Origin of the sequence: Arthrobacter sp. UYCo732 (assembly GCF_040547265.1) — a bacterium.
Taxonomy (GTDB): Bacteria; Actinomycetota; Actinomycetes; order Actinomycetales; family Micrococcaceae; genus Arthrobacter.
The window spans coordinates 159,252-179,112 of the sequence record NZ_JBEPPJ010000001.1 but is presented as its reverse complement, the minus strand read 5'-3'; the positions used below and the strand labels follow the sequence as shown (position 1 = coordinate 179,112).

Genomic DNA, 19,861 nt, shown 5'->3' with positions numbered 1-19,861 from the left:
CCGAATGACCAGGTACGGCATGCCTGACTGGCGCGCCTGGCTGGCCGTAGCGGCTGGCGGGCTCGCCGGAACGGAACTTCGTTATGGCCTGGGGCTCGCCTTTCCGGAACATGCCGGCGCAATCCCCTGGACCACGCTGGGCATCAACGTGGCCGGGAGCTTCGTCCTGGCGGCCCTCACAACAGTGTGGATCGCGCGCCCGCATACCGCCTTCTGGCTCCGGGCAGGGCTTGGACCGGGGCTGTTGGGTTCTTTCACCACCTTCTCGGCCGTGGTTTTCTCGATGGACCAACTGGCGCGGGCCGGTGAGCATCCCCTGTGGCTTGGCTATCTGGGGCTGTCCCTGCTGCTCGGGCTGGGCGCTGCGGCCGGTGGGTGGCGGACGGGGCGGCTCGTGGCCGACCTGGTGGCTTCGTGAGGGGGTTTGGTCCTGTGATGGGTGCAGTCCTGGTGGGCGTCTTCGGTATGGGGGGCGCCCTGTTGCGGTTCGCCGTCGACAGCTGGTTTGCGCACCGTACGGGGCAGCCAGGACCGAGCGCTGTCGGTGGCACCAGCGGTACCGGCAGCGGCGGCCGCGCCAGTACGCCGCGGCACTGGCCGTGGGCCACGCTGGTGGTCAACGTCGCGGGTTGCCTGATCATCGGGCTGTCCATCGGGATCACCGGAAAACTCGGTTTGACGCCTGAGTGGCAGACCGCCGTCGCAACTGGCCTTGCCGGCGGGCTGACCACCTTCAGTTCCTGGACTACTGCCACGGTCCGGCTCCTGAGCGAGTCGCGGCTCGGCGCTGCAGCCCTTAATGTCGGCGCCAACCTGATTGCAGGTTTCGCCGGTGCGGCGGTGGGCATCGCCCTGGCATCCTGAGCCTGCCACCCGCACGGAGCGTAAGGTCCGGCCCGGCCGGGTTTGGTGCCGTCCCGTATCGTTGACTCTGATGATTAGCAGACGTGACGCGGCAATTGCCCTTGATGTACCGATGGAAATGGCCCAGCGCCATGGCATCCCCAAGCGCCTGAGCGAGGCGGAACTGGGCGAGATTCTTGACAACCCGCCGGCCTGGCTGGTCCAGTCGCGGGCCAACCGCACAGGCAAGCGCCCGGTGTGGGTCCACCTCGAATGCGCCGTCTGCGGTTATGAGGAAGCGGCCCGGCCCAAGAAATGGTGGCCGGACTTCACCTACGTCGTCTGCGAGCATCACGCCCCCGATGAGGTGCCGCGCACTCAGGCGGGGTTCATCAGGAGCGAGTTCGACGGCGTCGGGACCCGCTTTGTGGGCATCGCGGACGTCCCCGCACCTGCCTGATTCCGGGCATATCATTCGGCGCAAATCAGGGGTACTTTACGAAGAGGGACGTAGTCCGTCCCCCGTCGTAAGGAGCACGCCATGCCGGATAAATCACCGCACCAGCAGCTGAACAAGAAGCCAGTTAAAACCATCAAGGAAAAACGCGCGGAAAAGAAGGCCAAGAGCCCCCTGGAAGGCGCACCGGATCCGGTGGCGCATCTGAAGAAGCGCCGGTAGCGGTTACCCGTTCCCTGCCATCTCTTCCGGTACGGCCACAAGTTCCAGTTCCTTGCCGTCCCTCAGCACCCTGATGTCCAGCGGCTGCCCGATCGCGTCAGCGAAGAGCAGCTTCTGCAGGCTTTCGGCGTTGCTGACGGGGCGGCTTCCGGCTGTCAGGATGAGGTCACCCGCCTGCAGGCCCGCGCGGTCCGCCGGCGAGGCGGCCAGCACTTCCACTACCCTCAGTCCGTCCCGCTGTCCCGTCCTGATCACCACGCCGGCGCCGAGCCTGATCGGTGTGCTGACAACGCCGAGGTAGGCCCGCCTGACGCGGCCGTCCTTGAGCAGTGCCGAGATGATGCGCCGCGTGGTGGCATTGATAGGGACCGCCAGGCCCAGCCCGGCGCCGGCCACTGCGGTGTTAATCCCCACAATCCGGCTGTGCGAATCGGCCAGAGCGCCGCCTGAACTGCCGGCGTTGAGCGCCGCATCGGTCTGGATAACGTCCTCGATCACCCGCCGGTTACCGCCCGACCACACGGGAATGGCCCGGCCCAAGCCGCTGACCACGCCTGCGGTGACTGAGCCCGCCAGTCCCAGGGGGTTCCCGACAGCGATGACCAGTTGGCCCACACGCAGCGTTTCAGCGTCGCCGAACTGTGCTGGGGCCACCTTTGGTGCCCGTCCGCGGATCACCGCGAGATCGGACAACGGGTCCACGCCCACCAACTCAAGATCAGTCCGGCTGCCGTCGGCAAAGGCTGCATGTCCTTGGTGTGTGCCTGCCACCACGTGGGAATTTGTGAGCAGATAACCGTCTTCGGTGAAAAGCACCGCAGAGCCGGCGCCCACCCGGAACCGGCCGTTCCGCCGGTTCCCGGTCATTTCGATGGCCGCAACGTGCGGGGTGACTGTCTCAGCCACCCGCATCACTGTCTTTGAATACGAATCCAGCGCACCGTCGTCGTACTCTTGTGCACGGGGCTCGCGGGCCGGGTCCATGGCGCACCTCCTGGCTGCCTTAGTTGACTCCGGCAGGAGATTTCGGTACCGCCGGGTCCTATTGGCGATAACCACGGCGTAGCGGAAGGTAGTCCCGCGCAGGCTACGCCGTCGGTGAACAGCACCGCACGACGGCGGCGGGCCGGGTGGGGCGCCGACGCTTGGGGCGCATGTCGCGGGGGCTGTTAACGCCAAAAGACCCGGACACAAGGTCCGGGTCTTTTGGCAATGTCTTGCGACATTCAAAATGTGGAGATGGGGGGAATTGAACCCCCGTCCGATGTCGTTTTGTCAGGGCTTCTCCGGGCGCAGTTTGCGTCGGATTTTCTCGGCCCCGGCCATGCTGCAAACAGCTGGCCGATCCGGGCCCAGTCATCTAAGAGTCCCGCTCACCCCGATGACGGGGGTAAGCAGCAGTGGCTATCTAAATGACGTCAGGTTCCGGGGCAATAGCAACCTCGGGCTGACGGACTGTCTTACTGCTTAGGCAGCAAGAGCAAAGTCATCGCGTTTTGAATTGGCGATTATTTTTTTGCAGACAGCGTTTACGAGATAATTCTGCATCCTCGGCCCGCTTCACCTGTCGCGACTAACATCGTCGAAACCGATCATCCCCGTATTTTGTTATCAAACCGGCTGAGCGTTGCAAGCGCTAACCCCGCCGGACTACTTATCATAACGCATGCCCGGCGAAAATCATTCCTCCCGGGGCTCTAGCGTCGGCGGTTACGTTCCCGCATCACGCGCTGCGCTTCGCGGGTGTCCTGCTGCTCACGCAGGGTCTGGCGCTTATCGTATTCACGCTTACCGCGGGCCACGCCGATCTCCACTTTGGCGCGGCCGTCCACGAAGTACAGCTGCAGTGGAACGATGGTGAAACCCGATTCCCTGATCTTGTGGGAGATCTTGGTGAGCTCCTCCCGGTGCAGCAGCAACTTGCGCCGGCGCCGGGCGGCGTGGTTGGTCCAGCTGCCCTGGTTGTACTCCGGGATGTGAATGCCCTCCATCCACAACTCGTCGTTGTAGAACGTGCAGAACCCGTCCACCATGGACGCGTGCCCCTCACGCAGGGACTTCACCTCGGTGCCCATCAGCGCAATGCCGGCCTCGTAGGTGTCCAGCACGAGGTAGTCATGCCGGGCCTTGCGGTTGGTGGCCACCACTTTACGGCCACTTTCTTTGGGCACGGGGGAACTCCTCAGTTCTTGGATCTTGGTTGGCTCCGGCCGGTCCGGCGCGGAGTCATACCAGTGTACGGCAGGAGCGGACGCGCGTTACAGCAGCCGCATCGGGTCAACGGCAACGCCGTTGAGCCAGGTTTCAAAGTGTGCGTGGCAGCCCGTTGAGTTGCCGGTGTTGCCCGAGTACGCAATGAGCTGGCCCTGCGACACCTGCTGGCCGTTGGAGACCACCACGCTGCTGTTGTGATAGACGATCGTGGTCAGGGAGTTGCCCTGGACCACGCCATGGGATAGTTTCACCCGCCAGCCGCCGCCGTCCGCGGAACTCCAGCCTGAGGCGAAAACCTCGCCGGCCGCCGCCGCATAAACGGGAGTGCCGCAGGCTGCGCCGAAGTCGATGCCGGTGTGGACGTAGCCGCCCTGCCCATAGAAATCGATGGTGCCGGGCGGGGTTGAGCGCCAGCCGAAGCCGGACGTGATGGGCACGTCACCCGAGAACGGGTGCCGCAGGCCAAAGGCCGACGGCGATCCGGTCACCGGTGCGTAGGGTGCCTGCGGCGGCGGAGCCTGGCCCTGCGCGGCGGCCCGGGCGGCGGCAGCGGCAGCGGCAGCAGCGGCGATGCGGCGTTGTTCGGCTTCCCAGGCTTCCCGGAGCCGGCGGTCGCGTTCGGCGATCTCGTTGGCCACGGCACTCTGGCTGGCCTCTACCGCAGCCATTTGGCTCTGAATACCGGGTTTGGCTGCCTGCAGTTCGGCGTCGAGGCGGGTGGTGTCGGCGATCAGCTGGTCAACCTGTGACTTCTTCGCAGCAGCCTCGTCGCGGGCGGCCTTCTCCTTTTCCAAGGCGGCGTCGGCCTTGGCCTTGAGGTCCTTGATCTCCGCTTCGACGGCTTCAAGCCGGGCCTGGGAGTTCACGTTGGTGGCGCTCTGCTGGGACAGCTTGTCCATGGCGGCGTTCTGGCTGCGCATGGCCTGATCAGCGAGGTCCATGGTCTGGGTGAGGCTGCCGCCATTGTTTGCGCCGAAGAACAGCGTCAGGTTCGAGGGTACGCCGCCGGACTTGTACGCCTGGGTGGCGATCTGGCCGATCAGCTTCTTAGTGTCGGAGATCTTCTGCTTATCGGCCGCAAGCTGCTGGGTGATTTTGGCTTTATTCTGCTGCGCAAGGTCAACCCGTGCAGTCAGGGCCTCGACTTCCTTGACGGCACCGGCCACGCGCCCCTGGGCCTCCAAGAGCGCCTGCTGGGCTCCGGGCAACCGCCCCTGGTAGATCACCAGGTCACCGGCTGCCTTCGCGATGCGGGAATCCACGAACTCCAGCGACTGCTGCACACGTGCGGCCTCGGCTTCGAGGGCGGCATGCTTGTCATCCAGCTCGTCGGCGTAAGCCGCCGGGGCTGACGCGCCCAGGCTCGCAGCGAGGATAAGGACCATGACGCCGCTGATCAGGCCGTTGCGGCGGCGTGCCGGTGACAGGCCTGTGTTTGCCGGGCGTTCGGCCCGGTGGCGGGGCGCAGTTCGGTGCAATACGTTCATGAGGATTCCTTGGTCGGTTTGCACAGCCTAAACCTTCAAGTATCTGCGCAAGGTCAAGAGAGACGAAATTCCAGCCAAAGATCCGCCAAGGATCAGCAAGGCTGGCGCAAGAATGAGCGTCTGCCCGGGCGAGATAAACGCCGTGTCCGGATACTGCTTGGAGAGGTACTCGCCGAGGAAGAAGTGCGCTACGGCCCACAGCGTCCCGGAGGCCAGGGCCGCCCCGATGACGGCAGCAATCACGCCCTCGAGGATGAACGGCAGCTGGATCACCATCTTGGATGCGCCCACCAGGCGCATGATTCCGGTTTCGCGGCGCCGGCTGAAGGCCGACAGGCGGATGGTGGTGGCGATCAGGAGGATGGCGCAGACAATCATGACACCGGCGATGCTGACAGCCACAAGCGATGCCGCGTTCATGGCCGAGAACAGCCGTTCCAGGAGCTGGCGCTGGTCAATGACCGTTTCGACGCCGGGCTGCGAGGAGAACGTCTCGCTGATGATCTGGTACTTTTGCGGATCCTTCATGTTGATCCGGAAGGAAGCGGGAAGCTGGTCCGGCGTCACTGAATCGACGATCGGAGAGTTGGAGAACTGGTCCTTGAAGTGCTTGTACGCCTCTTCCTTGGACTCGAACTGGAAGTCGTTGACGTACTGGGCCACGGCGGGTGATTCCAGCAGGGTCTGCAGGTTGTCCTGCTGCTCCGGGGTGACCGGCCCTGTGGCGCAACCGGCCGCCGTCGAACCGTCACTGCAGAGGAAGATGGCCACCTGCACTTTGTCGTACCAGTAGCCTTTCATCTGGTTGATTTGAAGCTGCAGCATGCCGGCGGCACCTACGAACGTCAGGGAGACGAAGGTGACCAGGATGACTGAGACCACCATGGAGACGTTGCGGCGCAGGCCGCTGCCGATCTCGCCGAGGATGAACGCGAGCCTCATCGCTGCCCCTCCCCTGCGCCGGGCTGGCGGTCTCCCGGAATGGGCGGCTCCTCGTCCCGGCCGCTGGCGTCCCGCAGCCGGCGTGACTGGCCCACCACCGGAATCATGGAGGTGTACAGTGCCTTGGCTTCATCGCGGATGACGACGCCGTTCTTGAGCTCAACCACGCGTTTGCGCATCTCGTTGACGATGTCGTCGTCGTGCGTGGCCATAACCACCGTGGTGCCGTTCTGGTTGATCTTGTCCAGCACGCCCATGATGCCCATCGACGTGGTGGGGTCAAGGTTGCCGGTGGGTTCGTCGGCGAGGAGGATCCCGGGCCGGTTGACCACGGCGCGGGCAATGGCCACACGCTGCTGCTCGCCGCCGGACAGTTCGTGCGGAAGGCGGTTTTCCTTGCCTTCGAGGCCCACTGTCTTGAGGACCTCGGGCACGGTATCGCGGATGACGCTGCGGCTCTTGCCAATGACTTGCATGGCGAAGGCAACGTTGGCGAACACGTTCTTCTGCGGAAGGAGCCGGAAGTCCTGGAAGACCACACCGATTCCGCGGCGCAGCCTGGGCACGCGCCAGCTGGAGATCTTGGCGACGTTTTGGCCGGCCACGTAGACGGCGCCCGAGGAGGCGCGGTCTTCCTTGAGAACCAAACGGAGGAAGGTGGATTTTCCGGATCCGGAGGCGCCCACGAGGAAGGCGAATTCACCACGGTCAATCTCAAGGCTGATATCGTCCAGCGCAGGCCGGGCGGTCTGGTCGTAGACCTTGGTGACATTTTCGAATCGGATCATGGCCCTAATTACCCTGCAGGGCACTACTGATGCAGCCCAGATCTGCAGCCGGCGCACGGGCATTCGTTTAGGGGAAATTAGGGCCCCGGCTCCTCGACTATACGCAGTCTTTTGGCCGGTTTTCGGGGGCTTCAGGGGTGTGTCGCGGGATCGGGCCTACGCGGTGGGCCCCCCCGGGTGTTACTTCTCCGCGTTGCGGTTGTCAGTACGCCAGCGGATCCCGGCGTCGATGAAGTCGTCAATCTCGCCGTCGAACACCGCAGACGTGTTGCCCACCTCGTGTTCGGTGCGGAGGTCCTTGACCATCTGGTACGGGTTCAGGACGTAGGAGCGCATCTGGTCGCCCCACGACGCCTTGACGTCACCGGCGAAGGCCTTCTTTTCTGCATCCTCCTGTTCCTTCTTCAGGAGCAGGAGGCGGGACTGCAGGACGCGCAGGGCGGCGGCCCGGTTCTGGAGCTGCGACTTTTCGTTCTGCATGGACACCACGGTGCCGGTGGGGATGTGCGTGAGGCGCACCGCGGAGTCCGTGGTGTTAACGGACTGCCCGCCTGGGCCGGAGGAACGGAACACATCCACGCGGATCTCGTTGTCCGGAATGTCGATGGAGTCCGTGGACTCGATGAGCGGGATGACCTCAACGGCCGCGAAGGACGTCTGGCGGCGGCCCTGGTTGTCGAAGGGGCTGATCCGCACCAGCCGGTGGGTTCCGGCTTCGACGCTGAGGGTGCCGAACGCATAGGGTGCCTTGACCTCGAACGTTGCGGACTTGAGGCCTGCCTCTTCGGCGTAGGACGTGTCCATCACCGTGGTGGGGTATCCGTGGCGTTCCGCCCAGCGAAGGTACATGCGCATGAGCATCTCGGCGAAGTCTGCGGCGTCCACGCCGCCGGCTCCGGCCCGGATGGACACCACGGCTTCCCGTTCGTCGTACTCCCCCGAAAGCAGCGTCACTACTTCCAGGTCCTTCAGTGATTTCCGGATCGACTCAAGTTCGGTGGCCGCTTCGCCCATGGAGTCGGCGTCGTCCTCGTCCTGGCCGAGTTCCACCAGAACTTCCAGATCGTCGATCCGCGACACCAGCTTGTTCAGCCGCTCGAGCTCGGACTGGCGGTGGGAGAGCCGTGAGGTGATCTTCTGGGCCGCAGCGGGGTCATCCCACAGGTCCGGTTCGCCCGCGCGTTCGCTCAGTTCGGCGATGTCTTCCTTCAACGCCTCGACATCGCTGACTCGCTCGATGGAGTTGTACGTGGCGCGAAGGGCGCGGATTTCTGCGGAAAAATCAATATTGGCCATGGTTGTTTAAGCCTACGCTATCCGGCCGGAGGCCCGGACTCCCCCGCTGCACCTCAGCGGGTGAGCCGCGAACGGGCGGTGGATGCCGCTTCGATCCGGATTCCGTCCGGCACCAGGAAGTTCACCACCGGTGGGTGGACCAGCGAGCTGAGAACCACGACGGCGGTGGACCCGTCAGGGCTGCCGCTCGCCCCTGTCACGGCCAACCCGTCAAACCGGGCCGACGAGGGGCTTCCGGCCACGAAGTCAGCGGCGACGTTCCGGACGCGCTCGGAGCCCAGGACGGCGGACGGGCCCCCGCTCTCCCCCGCGACCTCACCCAGGGTATAGCTGTCAGCAGCAGCCAGCGAGGCGCCGTCGGCCAGGGACAGCAACCGCTTGTGTTCGAGGTAGACGCTGGAGATGCCGATGACCACGGTGACCACCAGCAGGGCCAGCACAACGTAGCCGATGATCATGACCATCATCTGGCCGTCTTCAGCTGTCTGTTTGGAGCCCCCTGGGGGTGCGGTTGCGACGGCGGCCTGGCCGCTCATTCTGCGGTCACCGGAACCTGCCGACCAGTTGAGTGGACGATGCCTCAACTTCGCTGACCTGCAGCCTAAAGTCGTCGTTGAAGGGAACGAAGGGCAGCGGCACGGTGAGATTCACGGTAATGGTTACGGCCGCCCCGGCGGCCTGGCAGTCGGCCGGATCGCAGCGGGTGGAGACCTGCGCGGCGCTAGTTTCGTGGCCAAAGTCCGCCAGCGCGATGAGGGCTGCCTGCTCAGCGGCGGCCTGGGCCGATGCTGCATTCGGCTGGGCCACAAAGACTTTCGCGGCCTGGTCGGCAGCACCCACCACGGCGAAGGAGCCGCCCTGGATCTGGCCCACGGTGATGATGAAGTACACGAGCGGCACCATGAGGAGGAGCGCCAAAAACGTGAATTCGACGACGGCGCTGCCCTCCTCCCCGCGCTCGTTGCCGCGGCGACCGTGGCACAGTGCCTCGCTGAACCTCTGCTTGAGGCCCCGTTTGGGGCAGGCCCGGATCTTGCGGCGGACCCGGCTGGTGTCACGGCTGGATGGCCGCATGGCCCTTCACCTCCAGCATGTCCCGCGGTCCGATGAGCCCGATGACGGGCAGGGGCGCCTTGATGGTCACTTCGAGAGTGCGCAGGCCTTGGAAGGTCACCACTGTGGTGCTGATGTCCTGGGCGAACTCGGCATTGAGTGCGGTCCCAATCAACATCGCTGCCCGATCCTCGGCATCCGAGGCACCTCGGTCCGCAAGCGTTCCATGGCGTGCACCGGACGCGGCAGCATCAATGAGCGTATTGCGGACGTGCAGGACCAGCGTGAGCTGGATGATGGCCAGGAAGAACATGGTGAGCAGCCCGCCCACCAGCACAAAGTCCACCACCGCGGAGCCACGTTCGTCCCTGCGCCAGTCCGGCATGCCCTATCTTCCGACCCTGTCCATGGCCTGGTTGAACATCGTTTCAAGCGCAGGGCCGGCCAGGGCCAGCAGCGCCGCCACCAGCACTGCGGACATCAGCGTGATCATCACCCACCCGGGCACATCACCCCGTTCCCGGTTGTCCGGGCCGGCCGCGCCGGTCGGCTGCGGGCTATGCGCTCTCGATGGAGACCCGTTGGTCCACGTCCACACGCCAGCCAGCAGAGTGATGAGCAGCAGTCTGCCCGAGATTCCAAGATTTTTCATTGTGGTCCCATTCAGTGAGTGTTGCGGATGGTCGGTGGATGTACGTGGTTGGGGATCTGACAATGGAGTGATGATCATGGCTACAGTCCAAGGCTGATGGCAGCGATGCCGGGGAACACTGCGAACACCACTGTTAAAGGAAGGACGCCAAAGACTAAAGGAACCATCATGGCGATTTCCTTTTTGCCCGCCGATTCCATCAGGTCCCGTTTTGCGGTGTCCCGGACATCCTGGGCCTGAGCCCGCAAAACATCTGCCAAGGGTGTTCCGCGTTCGACCGCGACGATGATGCCGTCCACAAATCTGACCAGCGGGCCGAGGTCCGTCCGGGCAGAAAACTCCTGGAGTGCTTCCACCAGTGGTTTCCCTGCCCTGGTTTCAGCGAGGATCTTGGAAAATTCCTTGGCCAGTTCGCCGTTGGCGCTGCGGCAGACGCGGTCCAGTGCGCCGGTGGCACTTTCGCCGGCGCCGACAGCCAGAGCCATCAGCTCCGCGAGGCTGGGGAATTCAGCCATCATCCGGGACTCCCGTTTGCTGATCTGGACGCCCAGCCAGAAGTCGCGGAAGAGAAAGCCGCCAAGGGCGCTTCCGAGGACGGCCACAACGGCGAGAAAGGGACTAAAGCGACCGGCCGCCGCGCTCAACACTACGATCGCCAGTGAAATGACGAAGCCCGCGGCGGCCCAGAGCAACTGCTCGGCCCGAAAATCCACCGTCGATTTGTTGATCCCGGCCTGCGCCAGGCGGCGGGTCAGCGCCTTTGATCCAAGGTTCAGGCGGCCGAGGGCGGTGAGTCCGTCGTGAAGCAGGGGCCGCACAATCCGCTCCAACGGTCCAAAGGGTGTGGCATTCTGTCCGGTGGCGCGCAGCAGTCGGGATTCCAGGTTTTGCGATTTCAGCTGCGGCTCGATGCGCTGAATGAACGTCAGCGGCCGCATAAAGGGGACACGGACAAAAACCAGCCATAGGCCCACCCCGAGGACGATGCCGCACACAACAGCGGCTGCCGAGAGCCCGTTCATCGAAGCACCCTTTCGTCCTGCGGCAGTGCGCCGATGCGCAGCATGATGGAGTAGCAGATGAGCGAGACCACCAGGCCGCCGAGCAGGACGCCGGCGCCCATCGGCGTGTTGTAGGCACTCACGGCCTCGGGACGGGTGGCCAGGAGGAGCATCACAATCCAGGGAGCGGCAACGGCGAGCCGGGCGGCGTTGACCGTCCAGGATTGCCGGGCTTCCAGTTCGCTGCGCGTGCGGGCGTTCTCGCGCAGGAATTCGGCCAGCGTGCCAAGCAGTTTACCCAGGTCCGAGCCGCCCACCTCCCGCGTCAGCCGGAGCGCCTCGACGATCCGGTCTGCGACGGGATCGGCCAACCGGTCCTTGAGCTTGTTGAGGGATGCATCGAACTGGCCGCCTGCCCGGTAGTCCGCCCCGAAGTCGCGGAAGACGTGCCGGAGCTCCTCGGGCCCCTTCTCCCCCAGCTGGATCAAAGCCTCCGGCAGCGAAAGACCCGCGCGGATGGCGGACCGCAGATGATCAACCACATCCGGCCAGAGTTGGCGCAGCACGGCGGTCCTTCTGTTCGCCCGCCACCGAACCACACTGACCGGGAGCCAGGCGCCGAACAGTCCGAAACAGAGCGACATGGGCCAAGTCCCGCTGACCACAAAGAAGATGAGTGCCACAAAGACGCCCAATCCCAGGCAGGAGGCAACGAGGCCGGCGGCCGTGACTTTCTCGATTCCGGCGGAGGCGAGCAGATCCTCGATGCGGCTGGCCCTGGGACGCCGCCTCACCGCCGTCGGCTTGTCCCAGAATGACCACCAGATAAGGAACAGGCCCGTGCCGGCAAGTACCCCGAACAGCGGCGCCATCAGCGCGGCTCCAGCAGCGCTGCGACGTCGTACCCGGCGCGGGCAAACTTCTCCGCCGCCGGCATGGAGTTGGCGCGCGGCTGCAGCTGGCCGTCCGCCATCGCGAAAACCATGGACGACTCGATGATTCCGTTCTCCACCCGCCGGCCGAGGGAGAGGATCTCGGTGACTTGCCTGCGGCCGTTGGCGTGGCGGCTGCAGTGGACCACCAGGTCAATGCAGGACGCCACCGTGGGGACAACGAACGCTGAGGAAATGTTTTCGCCGGCGAGCAACGGCAGCGTGCAGATCTTCGTCACGGCGTCGTGGGCAGAATTTGCATGGACGGTGCACATCCCTGGTAGTCCACTATTTAAAGCGATCAGCATGTCCAGGCTCTCGGCTTCACGGACCTCGCCCACCACAAGTCGGTCCGGGCGCATCCGGAGCGCTTCCTTGACAAGCCTGCGCAGCGGAATCTCGCCCTCGCCCTCGAGGTTGGGCTGGCGGCACTGAAGCCCCACCACGTCCCGGAGCGGAAATTGGAGTTCGAAGATTTCTTCAACAGTGATAACGCGTTCCCGGCTGCCGATGCTGGCGGCCAGGCAGTTGAGCATGGTGGTCTTACCCGCCTGGGTGGCGCCCGAGACCAGGATGTTCAGTCCGCTGGAGACCGCGGCCCCAAGGAACCGGGCGGACTGCGGCGTCAGGGTGCCCAACTCGACCAGGTGCTCCAACCGGCTGGCCTTCACCACAAATTTGCGGATGTTCACTGCCCAATGCCGGCGGGTGACATCGGGGATGACGACGTGGAGCCTGGAGCCATCGGGCAGGGCGGCGTCCACAAAGGGTGAAGACATGTCCAGCCGCCGGCCCGAGCTCTTGAGCATGCGCTCTACGAGGTCGCGCACCTGCTGGTCGGTGAGGCTGAGCGAGGTCAGTTCGGACTCGCCGTTCCGGGCCACATAGATTTCGTTGGGCGCGTTGATCCAGACTTCCTCGATGGAAGGATCGTCCAGCAACGGTTGCAGCACACCGAATCCGGCGACGGCATCAAAGACAAACCTGCGGGCGGCTTCCAGCGGACCAATCGGAGGCAGCGGCCCCATGAGGGCTCGCTCGTCGTAGTCGCTAACGGCCGCCTCCACCAGGCGCCGGACTTCGCCTGCCTGACGCAAGGGGTCCAGACCCCGACGGCGGATCAGTTCACGGACTTCGTCTTCAACGATGCGCACGGCATCCATAAGTTCCCCAATACAACTGCCGCCCCCGGTGGAGGCAGTTCAACTGTGATACAGCCTAGGGAGAGTACGCCATGCCGCCAAGTCAAATTCTGAGGTTGTGGATAAAATTGACGCATTTTTCACACAGGCAACATGGGAAACACTGGTTGCTGCAGGCACTCCGGTGTTACGGTGGGCCCGTTAACATACAGTCTCTCTGTCCGGTGTCTCCCTGGGGGAACCGCCGGAACAGCAACCTAGATGAGCGTTCACGAGCGCGTCATTGTCCCGGAGCCCATAATGAAGCGGAACCCGTCTCAGTCCCGTCGTCCCGCCATGCAGTCCTTCTGGATAGCAATTCTCTCTACCGCCCTTATAGCTGGTCCTGGACTAGCCGGCGCCGCCTTAGCCGCTGACACTAGTCCTACGCCGGCGCCCTCCCTAACAACGGCGCCGGCGACGGCTCCCTCACCTGCCGGCTCAACGGCTGGAGCGGCGCCCGCTGCAACGGCACCTGCGCCTTCCACCCCACCCGCGTCGGCGGCGGCGCCCCCCAGCAAGCCGGTACCTTCCGCTACGAACGAATCGATGGCGCAAGCCATTGGAGTCGGCGGGGCGGAAATGGGCCAGCGGTCGAAACGAGTGACCGCCTCGTCCCCGTCAGCCTCGATACAGAAATTGCAGACGGAGTCGCTCAGCACCGAGGGCACCTGGATGCCAACGTTTGGTGTCCAGGGACTCGACGTCAGCGGTCATCAGTCGAACGTTGACTGGCAGCAGCAATGGAACATGGGGTCCAGGTTCGCCTACGTCAAGGCCAGCGAGGGCAGTTACATGACGAACGACCTCTTCAGCTCGCAATACCAGGGCTCCCGGAATGTCGGCATGATCCGGGGTGCTTACCATTTCGCGATCCCCAACTGGTCATCAGGGTCCGAACAGGCCCGCTACTTTGTTCAGAATGGTGGAGGCTGGACAGCCGACGGGTACACGCTCCCGCCCGTCCTCGACTTCGAGTTCAATCCCTACGCGGGCCGCACCGATATCCCCGGCTGGTGGCCAGGAAACACCTGCTATGACATGTCCCCGTCTCAGCTGAGCTCCTGGGTCCGAGATTTCGGAAGCACCATGCAGTCTTTGACGGGCCGCCTTCCTGTTATCTACACCAACACGAACTGGTGGAATCAGTGCCTCGGCAATCCGTCTGGATTTGGCGATTATCCGCTTTGGGTCGCGGCTTACCCTATGAATCCCTCGAACAACGCGGGCGCGGTTCCTACTGGCAGCTGGAGCAACTACAGCATCTGGCAGTACAGCAGCACGGGGCCGCTCGCTGGTGACTCCAACGTTTGGAATGGGGACTACGCCGCCCTCAGCGCATTCGCACGCAGTGGCATCCCAGCGGCGGCCATCCAGCAGGTCGCGGCCTACAGGGCTAGCCATCCGGCGATGGGCGCCTCCACAACTGCCCTCATTTGTGGTCTGGCTAACGGTGGGTGCTATCAGGGCTTCCAGGGCGGGACCGTGATGTGGTCAGGACCCTCCGGTGCCCACGCCGTGATAGCAGGCGCGGTCGCAGCAGCATGGCAGGCCAGTGGTGCTGAAGGAGGTGCAGCAGGCTATCCGACAGGCGATATCGTGTGCGGGCTCAAGGACAACGGATGTTTCCAGAATTTCCAGGGTGGCAGCATTCTTTCCTCCTCCGGCTCGGGTGGAGCGCTGATTCAACCGGGCGCAATCCGCGACTATTGGGCGAAGACCGGCTACGAAAACGGACCGCTCGGCTATCCGACCAATAACACCGCGTGCGGCCTTCGACTCTCGGGCTGCTTCCAGCTGTTCCAGGCGGGCTCGGTCTTGGCCAGCAGTTCCAGCGGGGCGCATCTGGTGAAGTCCGGCCCCATGCTTGAAGCGTGGTCCCGCGCCGGATTCGAGAACGGACTCCTTGGCTACCCCACCGCAGACGCCACCTGTGGCGCCACAAGTTGCACGCAGGACTTCGCTGGCGGAGTGGTCGCATGGACCTCGGCTTCAGGAGCATGGCCTGTCTTCATGGGCATTGCGGGGGCGTGGAAGGCGGCCCTCTCCCAGTCCATTCCTATGGGGTACCCGATAGGTACAGAGGTGTGCGGCCTGCGGGACGGCGGCTGCTTCCAGCTTTTCCAGGGTGGAACCCTGCTGTTCTCACCGGCCACGGGCGCATTCCCGATCACGGGCAAGGTGCTGGACTATTGGCAGAAAGCCGGCTTCGAAAACGGTGCTTTGGGTTATCCCACCACTTACGCCGTGTGCAACCTGCCGGACTCAGGGTGCCTCCAGTCGTTCGAGCGGGGCACCGTGGCCTACTCGGCAGGAACAGCCATCCAAACTGTTTCGGCTGGCCCCATGCGTGATGGTTGGGCTGCCAGCGGGTCCGCCTCCGGCTCGCTTGGCTACCCGACATCCCCCACGTACTGCGGCCTGGTCAATGATGGCTGCTTCCAGATGTTTGCAAAGGGCCCCCTGATGTATTCACCATCGAGCGGTGCCTATCCAAGCCTCACCGGACCGATCCGTGATCTGTGGCAAAAGGAGGGCTTTGAGAGGGGGCGGCTCAGCTATCCTGTGTCCACAGTCCAGTGCGGGCTGCGTAACAGCGGCTGCTTCCAGAACTACCTCGGTGGCAGCGTCATGTGGTCACAGGCTACGGGTGCGCAGTCACTGTACTTCGGTCCCATCAGGGACGCCTGGGTAAAGTCCGGTTTCGAGAACGGCTCCCTGGGCTATCCCGTCAGCGGGCAAATCTGCGGCCTGCGTGCCGGCGGTTGCTTCCAGAACTTCGAAAAGGGCACAGTGATGTGGTCGCAACAGACTGGCGCGCAATCACTGACGTCAGCACCGATCCAAGCACGCTGGGCACAGTCTGGTTTCGAGTCGGGTTCGCTGGGCTACCCCAGCAGCTCGTCCATCTGTGGTCTGCGTAACGCCGGTTGCTTCCAGAACTTCGAAAAGGGAACCATCATGTGGTCCGCAGCCAGCGGCGCACACACCATGGTTCCCGGGCCGATCCAACAGGCATGGGCTGGACAAGGATTCGAAAATGGTGCTCTCGGCTACCCCACTGCGTCCCAGACGTGCAGCGCGGATAATCAAAGCTGCACCCAGACTTTCCAGGGCGGAAGAATCGACTGGACGTCCGCTGGCGGAGCGAAAATCAAGCCGTAAGGATGCTGGGGACGTACATCGTGACGGACAGTCCGCTGACAGCAGACGCCAACGCCAGACCATGAGGGGCCCGAGGACGGCATCACACCGGACTCGGGCCCTTTGGGTTTCGACGTCCTGCCCGGGCCGTTATGGGTGGACGCTGGGGACCGGGAACGCTGTTCGTGCATGTCGGGCCTCCTTACACACAAAAATGCTCCCCGACAGTCAGACTGAGTTAACAATCCGGCTGTCGGGGAGCATTTCACCACACGTCGTCGTCTTCCGGCCGCGGGGCCCGGTGACTACCGACCGTGCTCGAGGAGGTTTAGAAGATACTGCCCATAGCCGCTCTTCACCAGCGGCTCGGCACGCTGGCGGAATTCGTCGTCGTCCAGGAAACCAAGCCGCCAGGCGATCTCTTCCGGAGCACCGATCTTCAGGCCCTGGCGGTTCTCCGTAGTTCGGACGAAGTTCGACGCGTCGTTGAGGTCGTTGAAGGTTCCCGTATCCAGCCAGGCCGTTCCGCGCGGAAGAATCTCAACCTGGAGCTTGCCGCGCTCGAGATAGGTGCGGTTCACGTCAGTGATCTCCAGTTCGCCGCGCGGCGACGGCTTCAGGTTCTCAGCGATCTCCACGACGTCGTTGTCGTAAAAGTACAGTCCCGGTACCGCGTAGTGGCTCCTCGGCTGGGCAGGCTTTTCCTCGAGGGAGATCGCTTTGCCGTTGGAATCAAATTCCACCACGCCATAGGCCTTGGGGTCAGCGACCCAGTAGCCGAACACCGCGCCACCATCGATGTTTTCGAATCGGCGCAGCTGGGTGCCCATGCCGTGGCCATAGAAGATGTTGTCACCCAGCACCAGGGCCACGCTGTCATCACCGATGTGCTCTTTGCCCAAGACAAAGGCCTGGGCCAGGCCGTCCGGCGAAGGCTGCTGTTTGTAGGTTATGGATACACCGAAGCGGGAACCGTCGCCCAGGAGCCGTTCAAACTGATCGGCGTCGTGGGGTGTCGTGATGATCAGGATGTCCCGGATGCCAGCCAGTATCAGCGTCGACAGCGGGTAGTAGATCATTGGCTTGTCGTAGACAGGAACCAGTTGCTTGCTGACGCCCAGTGTGATCGGGTGGAGCCGAGAGCCGGTACCGCCGGCAAGTATTATTCCGCGCATGCCCCCCATCTTTCCCTTCGCTAATGGCCGCGGCAAATCCGGTAGTCTTGGAAACTATGCAGCGACTTCTTGTTACCGGTGGTGCCGGGTTCATTGGTTCGAATTTTGTTCACTACGTTCTCGACAATACTGATGATCACGTGACCGTTCTGGACAAACTTACCTATGCAGGTAACCTCGAATCCCTGAACGGGCTCCCTGACAACCGCTTCGCATTTGTTGAGGGGGACATTTGCGACGCCGGCCTGGTGGACACCCTGGTGGCCGATGCCGACGTCGTGGTCCACTATGCGGCGGAATCGCATAACGATAATTCACTGCATGATCCGCGTCCGTTCCTGGACACCAACATCATCGGCACGTACACGCTGATCGAGGCCGCGCGCAAACACAACAAGCGCTTCCACCACATCTCCACGGACGAGGTCTACGGCGACCTGGAACTGGATGACCCGGAGCGCTTCACCGAGCAGACCCCGTACAACCCGTCCAGCCCCTACTCCTCCACGAAGGCAGGCTCTGACCTCCTGGTCCGGGCCTGGGTGCGCTCTTTCGGGCTGCAGGCCACCATCAGCAACTGCTCGAACAACTACGGCCCCTACCAGCACGTAGAGAAGTTCATTCCGCGCCAGATCACCAACGTGATTGACGGTATCCGCCCCAAGCTTTACGGCAAGGGTGAGAACGTCCGCGACTGGATCCACGCGAATGACCATTCCTCGGCGGTCCTGACCATCATCGCCAAGGGCCGGATCGGCGAAACGTACCTGATCGGCGCTGACGGTGAAAAGAACAACAAGGACGTTGTCGAACTGATCCTCAAGCACATGGGCCAGTCAGTGGACGCGTACGACCACGTCGTGGACCGTGCAGGCCACGACCTCCGGTATGCCATCGACTCGACGAAGCTGCGCGAAGAGCTCGGCTGGGAACCCCAGTTCTCGAACTTCGACGCCGGAATCGAAGACACCATCGCGTGGTACCGGGACAACGAGGCCTGGTGGCGGCCCCAGAAGGACCGCACTGAAGCGAAGTATCGGGAACAGGGCCAGTAACAGATGTCCATTGAGTTCTCCAAACAACTGAAGGCCCACGACACTCCCATCCCCGGCGTCGTCCTCTACGACCTTCCGGTCCATGGAGACAACCGTGGGTGGTTCAAGGAAAACTGGCAGCGGGAAAAGATGGTAGCCCTCGGCCTGCCCGATTTCCGCCCCGTACAGAACAACATCTCGTTCAACGAAAAGGCCGGGACCACCCGCGGCATCCACGCCGAACCATGGGACAAATTCATTTCCGTCGCCACCGGCCGGATCTTCGGCGCCTGGGTCGACCTGCGCGAGGGCCCGTCCTTCGGTGCTGTCTTCACCGCTGAACTTGACCCCAGCCAGGCAATCTTCATTCCGCGCGGGGTTGGCAACGCCTTCCAGACGCTGGAAGACAACACGGCCTACACCTACCTGGTAAATGACCATTGGTCCGCCGACGCCCAGGGCCAGTACACCTTCCTGAACCTGGCAGACGAAACCGCCGGGATACAGTGGCCCATCCCCCTCGAACAGGCGGAGCTTTCCGACAAGGACAAGGCACACCCGCGCCTGGGCGATGTCACGCCGATGCCGCCCAAGAAAATCCTTGTGCTCGGCGCCAACGGCCAGCTGGGCAAAGCACTCCGCCGCCTCTACGAGGGGGACACATCAGTCGAGTTCGCCGGCCGGGACGCGATCGACCTCACGGCCGAAGACTCGCTCACGAACGTCAACTGGAAGAACTACGCCACGGTCGTCAACGCCGCTGCATACACCGCGGTGGACACTGCGGAGACCCCTGATGGCCGGTCCTCGGCATGGAATGTCAACGTGACGGCCGTTGCCCGGCTGGCTCGAATCGCAGTGGACCATGACCTCACCCTGGTCCAGGTGTCTTCAGACTACGTTTTCGACGGTTCAGAAAAGACCCATGCAGAGGACGAAGCTCTCTCACCTTTGGGCGTTTATGGCCAGACCAAAGCTGCCGGCGACGCCGTGGTCACCGTCGTGCCGAAACACTACATAGTTCGCACGAGCTGGGTTATCGGGGACGGCAACAACTTTGTGCGCACCATGTCATCGCTTGCATCCCGCGGAGTCCGCCCAGCGGTTGTGGACGATCAGTTCGGCCGCCTGACTTTTACCGCCGATATCGCCAGTGGCATTCGGCATCTGCTGGAAACCAGGCCATCGTATGGCGTCTACAACCTCACCAATGACGGTCCGGAGCAGTCCTGGGCGAACATTGCAGCCGACGTCTACGAACTTTCCGGCTCATCACGGGATGATGTGACGGGAGTGTCCACCGAAGAATATTTTGCCGGTAAGTCTGCTTCACCCCGTCCGCGCAACAGCGGCCTGGCCCTGGCAAAGATCAAGGCGAGCGGTTTTGCACCTGTCCCCTCCCGCGAACGCTTGGTTGCCTACCTGAAGGATGGGGCCTAG

21 protein-coding genes and 1 other RNA gene are annotated in these 19,861 nt (G+C 63.4%); 7 read left to right on the top strand and 15 right to left on the bottom strand.

Annotation, left to right across the window (positions count from 1 at the left end):
- Positions 1-19: 19 nt before the first annotated feature.
- From ABIB45_RS00795 to ABIB45_RS00780, 4 genes are all read left to right on the top strand, one after another.
- Positions 20-418, top strand: coding sequence for a fluoride efflux transporter FluC (locus ABIB45_RS00795; protein WP_354213983.1), 399 nt, complete (start codon positions 20-22; stop codon positions 416-418).
- A 17-nt stretch (positions 419-435) separates the two neighbouring features.
- Positions 436-864 (top strand): fluoride efflux transporter FluC, encoded by a 429-nt coding sequence (locus ABIB45_RS00790; protein ID WP_354213982.1) that lies wholly within the window; start codon positions 436-438, stop codon positions 862-864.
- A 70-nt stretch (positions 865-934) separates the two neighbouring features.
- Positions 935-1,303 carry a hypothetical protein gene (locus ABIB45_RS00785; RefSeq protein ID WP_354213981.1) on the top strand — a complete coding sequence of 123 codons (369 nt, stop codon included), beginning with the start codon at positions 935-937 and terminating at the stop codon, positions 1,301-1,303.
- Between the two features lie 81 nt (positions 1,304-1,384).
- The gene (locus ABIB45_RS00780) at positions 1,385-1,522 is read left to right on the top strand and encodes a hypothetical protein (protein ID WP_354213980.1); all 138 of its coding nucleotides are present in this window, start codon (positions 1,385-1,387) and stop codon (positions 1,520-1,522) included.
- A gap of 3 nt (positions 1,523-1,525) precedes the next feature.
- Here the strand turns inward: ABIB45_RS00780 and ABIB45_RS00775 are convergent, their stop codons facing one another.
- The 14 genes from ABIB45_RS00775 to ABIB45_RS00710 form a co-directional block, all read right to left on the bottom strand.
- Positions 1,526-2,506 carry a S1C family serine protease gene (locus ABIB45_RS00775; RefSeq protein WP_354213979.1) on the bottom strand — a complete coding sequence of 327 codons (981 nt, stop codon included), beginning with the start codon at positions 2,504-2,506 and terminating at the stop codon, positions 1,526-1,528.
- Between the two features lie 247 nt (positions 2,507-2,753).
- Positions 2,754-3,122, bottom strand: a transfer-messenger RNA (tmRNA) gene (ssrA, locus tag ABIB45_RS00770).
- A 97-nt stretch (positions 3,123-3,219) separates the two neighbouring features.
- The gene (smpB, locus tag ABIB45_RS00765; protein ID WP_354213978.1) at positions 3,220-3,693 is read right to left on the bottom strand and encodes an SsrA-binding protein SmpB; all 474 of its coding nucleotides are present in this window, start codon (positions 3,691-3,693) and stop codon (positions 3,220-3,222) included.
- 87 nt (positions 3,694-3,780) lie between these two features.
- Positions 3,781-5,223, bottom strand: coding sequence for a peptidoglycan DD-metalloendopeptidase family protein (locus tag ABIB45_RS00760; protein ID WP_354213977.1), 1,443 nt, complete (start codon positions 5,221-5,223; stop codon positions 3,781-3,783).
- A 27-nt stretch (positions 5,224-5,250) separates the two neighbouring features.
- Positions 5,251-6,165: a permease-like cell division protein FtsX gene (ftsX, locus tag ABIB45_RS00755; RefSeq protein WP_354213975.1), complete on the bottom strand. Its 915-nt coding sequence runs from the start codon at positions 6,163-6,165 to the stop codon at positions 5,251-5,253.
- A complete protein-coding gene (gene ftsE, locus ABIB45_RS00750) occupies positions 6,162-6,953 on the bottom strand; it encodes a cell division ATP-binding protein FtsE (protein WP_354213974.1) in 792 nt (263 codons plus the stop codon). The genes ftsX and ftsE overlap by 4 nt, the downstream gene beginning before the upstream one ends.
- Positions 6,954-7,133: 180 nt before the next feature.
- Complete coding sequence (gene prfB, locus ABIB45_RS00745) at positions 7,134-8,249, bottom strand: peptide chain release factor 2 (RefSeq protein ID WP_354213973.1); 1,116 nt, start codon at positions 8,247-8,249, stop codon at positions 7,134-7,136.
- Positions 8,250-8,302: 53 nt separating this feature from the next.
- Positions 8,303-8,785, bottom strand: a complete 483-nt coding sequence (locus ABIB45_RS00740) for a pilus assembly protein TadG-related protein (RefSeq protein ID WP_354213972.1) — start codon at positions 8,783-8,785, stop codon at positions 8,303-8,305.
- 7 nt (positions 8,786-8,792) lie between these two features.
- Positions 8,793-9,323, bottom strand: a complete 531-nt coding sequence (locus tag ABIB45_RS00735; RefSeq protein ID WP_354213971.1) for a hypothetical protein — start codon at positions 9,321-9,323, stop codon at positions 8,793-8,795.
- Positions 9,304-9,687, bottom strand: a complete 384-nt coding sequence (locus ABIB45_RS00730) for a TadE/TadG family type IV pilus assembly protein (protein ID WP_354213970.1) — start codon at positions 9,685-9,687, stop codon at positions 9,304-9,306. Before ABIB45_RS00730 ends, ABIB45_RS00735 begins: the two co-directional genes overlap by 20 nt.
- A gap of 3 nt (positions 9,688-9,690) precedes the next feature.
- Positions 9,691-9,954, bottom strand: a complete 264-nt coding sequence (locus ABIB45_RS00725; RefSeq protein ID WP_354213969.1) for a hypothetical protein — start codon at positions 9,952-9,954, stop codon at positions 9,691-9,693.
- 80 nt (positions 9,955-10,034) lie between these two features.
- Positions 10,035-10,976, bottom strand: coding sequence for a type II secretion system F family protein (locus ABIB45_RS00720; protein WP_354213968.1), 942 nt, complete (start codon positions 10,974-10,976; stop codon positions 10,035-10,037).
- The gene (locus ABIB45_RS00715; protein WP_354213967.1) at positions 10,973-11,827 is read right to left on the bottom strand and encodes a type II secretion system F family protein; all 855 of its coding nucleotides are present in this window, start codon (positions 11,825-11,827) and stop codon (positions 10,973-10,975) included. The genes ABIB45_RS00720 and ABIB45_RS00715 overlap by 4 nt, the downstream gene beginning before the upstream one ends.
- Positions 11,827-13,050, bottom strand: coding sequence for a TadA family conjugal transfer-associated ATPase (locus ABIB45_RS00710; protein WP_354213966.1), 1,224 nt, complete (start codon positions 13,048-13,050; stop codon positions 11,827-11,829). The genes ABIB45_RS00715 and ABIB45_RS00710 overlap by 1 nt, the downstream gene beginning before the upstream one ends.
- A gap of 567 nt (positions 13,051-13,617) precedes the next feature.
- On the opposite strand from ABIB45_RS00710, the gene ABIB45_RS00705 reads away from it, so the two are divergent.
- Positions 13,618-16,233, top strand: a complete 2,616-nt coding sequence (locus tag ABIB45_RS00705; RefSeq protein ID WP_502909079.1) for a GH25 family lysozyme — start codon at positions 13,618-13,620, stop codon at positions 16,231-16,233.
- A gap of 284 nt (positions 16,234-16,517) precedes the next feature.
- On the opposite strand, the gene rfbA is transcribed toward ABIB45_RS00705, so the two are convergent.
- A complete protein-coding gene (gene rfbA / locus ABIB45_RS00700; RefSeq protein ID WP_354213965.1) occupies positions 16,518-17,387 on the bottom strand; it encodes a glucose-1-phosphate thymidylyltransferase RfbA in 870 nt (289 codons plus the stop codon).
- Between the two features lie 56 nt (positions 17,388-17,443).
- Between rfbA and rfbB the strand changes: the two genes are divergently transcribed.
- Positions 17,444-18,442, top strand: coding sequence for a dTDP-glucose 4,6-dehydratase (gene rfbB / locus ABIB45_RS00695; protein ID WP_354213964.1), 999 nt, complete (start codon positions 17,444-17,446; stop codon positions 18,440-18,442).
- A gap of 3 nt (positions 18,443-18,445) precedes the next feature.
- On the top strand, positions 18,446-19,861 hold the full coding sequence (locus ABIB45_RS00690) for a sugar nucleotide-binding protein (protein ID WP_354213963.1): 1,416 nt from the start codon (positions 18,446-18,448) through the stop codon (positions 19,859-19,861).

Coding starts and splice junctions, on each gene's coding strand:
- ABIB45_RS00795 (WP_354213983.1), top strand. CDS start 20: ATGCCTGACTGGCGCGCCTGGCTGGCCGTAGCGGCTGGCGGGCTCGCC.
- ABIB45_RS00790 (WP_354213982.1), top strand. CDS start 436: ATGGGTGCAGTCCTGGTGGGCGTCTTCGGTATGGGGGGCGCCCTGTTG.
- ABIB45_RS00785 (WP_354213981.1), top strand. CDS start 935: ATGATTAGCAGACGTGACGCGGCAATTGCCCTTGATGTACCGATGGAA.
- ABIB45_RS00780 (WP_354213980.1), top strand. CDS start 1,385: ATGCCGGATAAATCACCGCACCAGCAGCTGAACAAGAAGCCAGTTAAA.
- ABIB45_RS00775 (WP_354213979.1), bottom strand. CDS start 2,506: ATGGACCCGGCCCGCGAGCCCCGTGCACAAGAGTACGACGACGGTGCG.
- ABIB45_RS00760 (WP_354213977.1), bottom strand. CDS start 5,223: ATGAACGTATTGCACCGAACTGCGCCCCGCCACCGGGCCGAACGCCCG.
- ftsX (WP_354213975.1), bottom strand. CDS start 6,165: ATGAGGCTCGCGTTCATCCTCGGCGAGATCGGCAGCGGCCTGCGCCGC.
- ftsE (WP_354213974.1), bottom strand. CDS start 6,953: ATGATCCGATTCGAAAATGTCACCAAGGTCTACGACCAGACCGCCCGG.
- prfB (WP_354213973.1), bottom strand. CDS start 8,249: ATGGCCAATATTGATTTTTCCGCAGAAATCCGCGCCCTTCGCGCCACG.
- ABIB45_RS00740 (WP_354213972.1), bottom strand. CDS start 8,785: ATGAGCGGCCAGGCCGCCGTCGCAACCGCACCCCCAGGGGGCTCCAAA.
- ABIB45_RS00735 (WP_354213971.1), bottom strand. CDS start 9,323: ATGCGGCCATCCAGCCGTGACACCAGCCGGGTCCGCCGCAAGATCCGG.
- ABIB45_RS00730 (WP_354213970.1), bottom strand. CDS start 9,687: ATGCCGGACTGGCGCAGGGACGAACGTGGCTCCGCGGTGGTGGACTTT.
- ABIB45_RS00725 (WP_354213969.1), bottom strand. CDS start 9,954: ATGAAAAATCTTGGAATCTCGGGCAGACTGCTGCTCATCACTCTGCTG.
- ABIB45_RS00720 (WP_354213968.1), bottom strand. CDS start 10,976: ATGAACGGGCTCTCGGCAGCCGCTGTTGTGTGCGGCATCGTCCTCGGG.
- ABIB45_RS00715 (WP_354213967.1), bottom strand. CDS start 11,827: ATGGCGCCGCTGTTCGGGGTACTTGCCGGCACGGGCCTGTTCCTTATC.
- ABIB45_RS00710 (WP_354213966.1), bottom strand. CDS start 13,050: ATGGATGCCGTGCGCATCGTTGAAGACGAAGTCCGTGAACTGATCCGC.
- ABIB45_RS00705 (WP_502909079.1), top strand. CDS start 13,618: ATGGCGCAAGCCATTGGAGTCGGCGGGGCGGAAATGGGCCAGCGGTCG.
- rfbA (WP_354213965.1), bottom strand. CDS start 17,387: ATGCGCGGAATAATACTTGCCGGCGGTACCGGCTCTCGGCTCCACCCG.
- rfbB (WP_354213964.1), top strand. CDS start 17,444: ATGCAGCGACTTCTTGTTACCGGTGGTGCCGGGTTCATTGGTTCGAAT.
- ABIB45_RS00690 (WP_354213963.1), top strand. CDS start 18,446: ATGTCCATTGAGTTCTCCAAACAACTGAAGGCCCACGACACTCCCATC.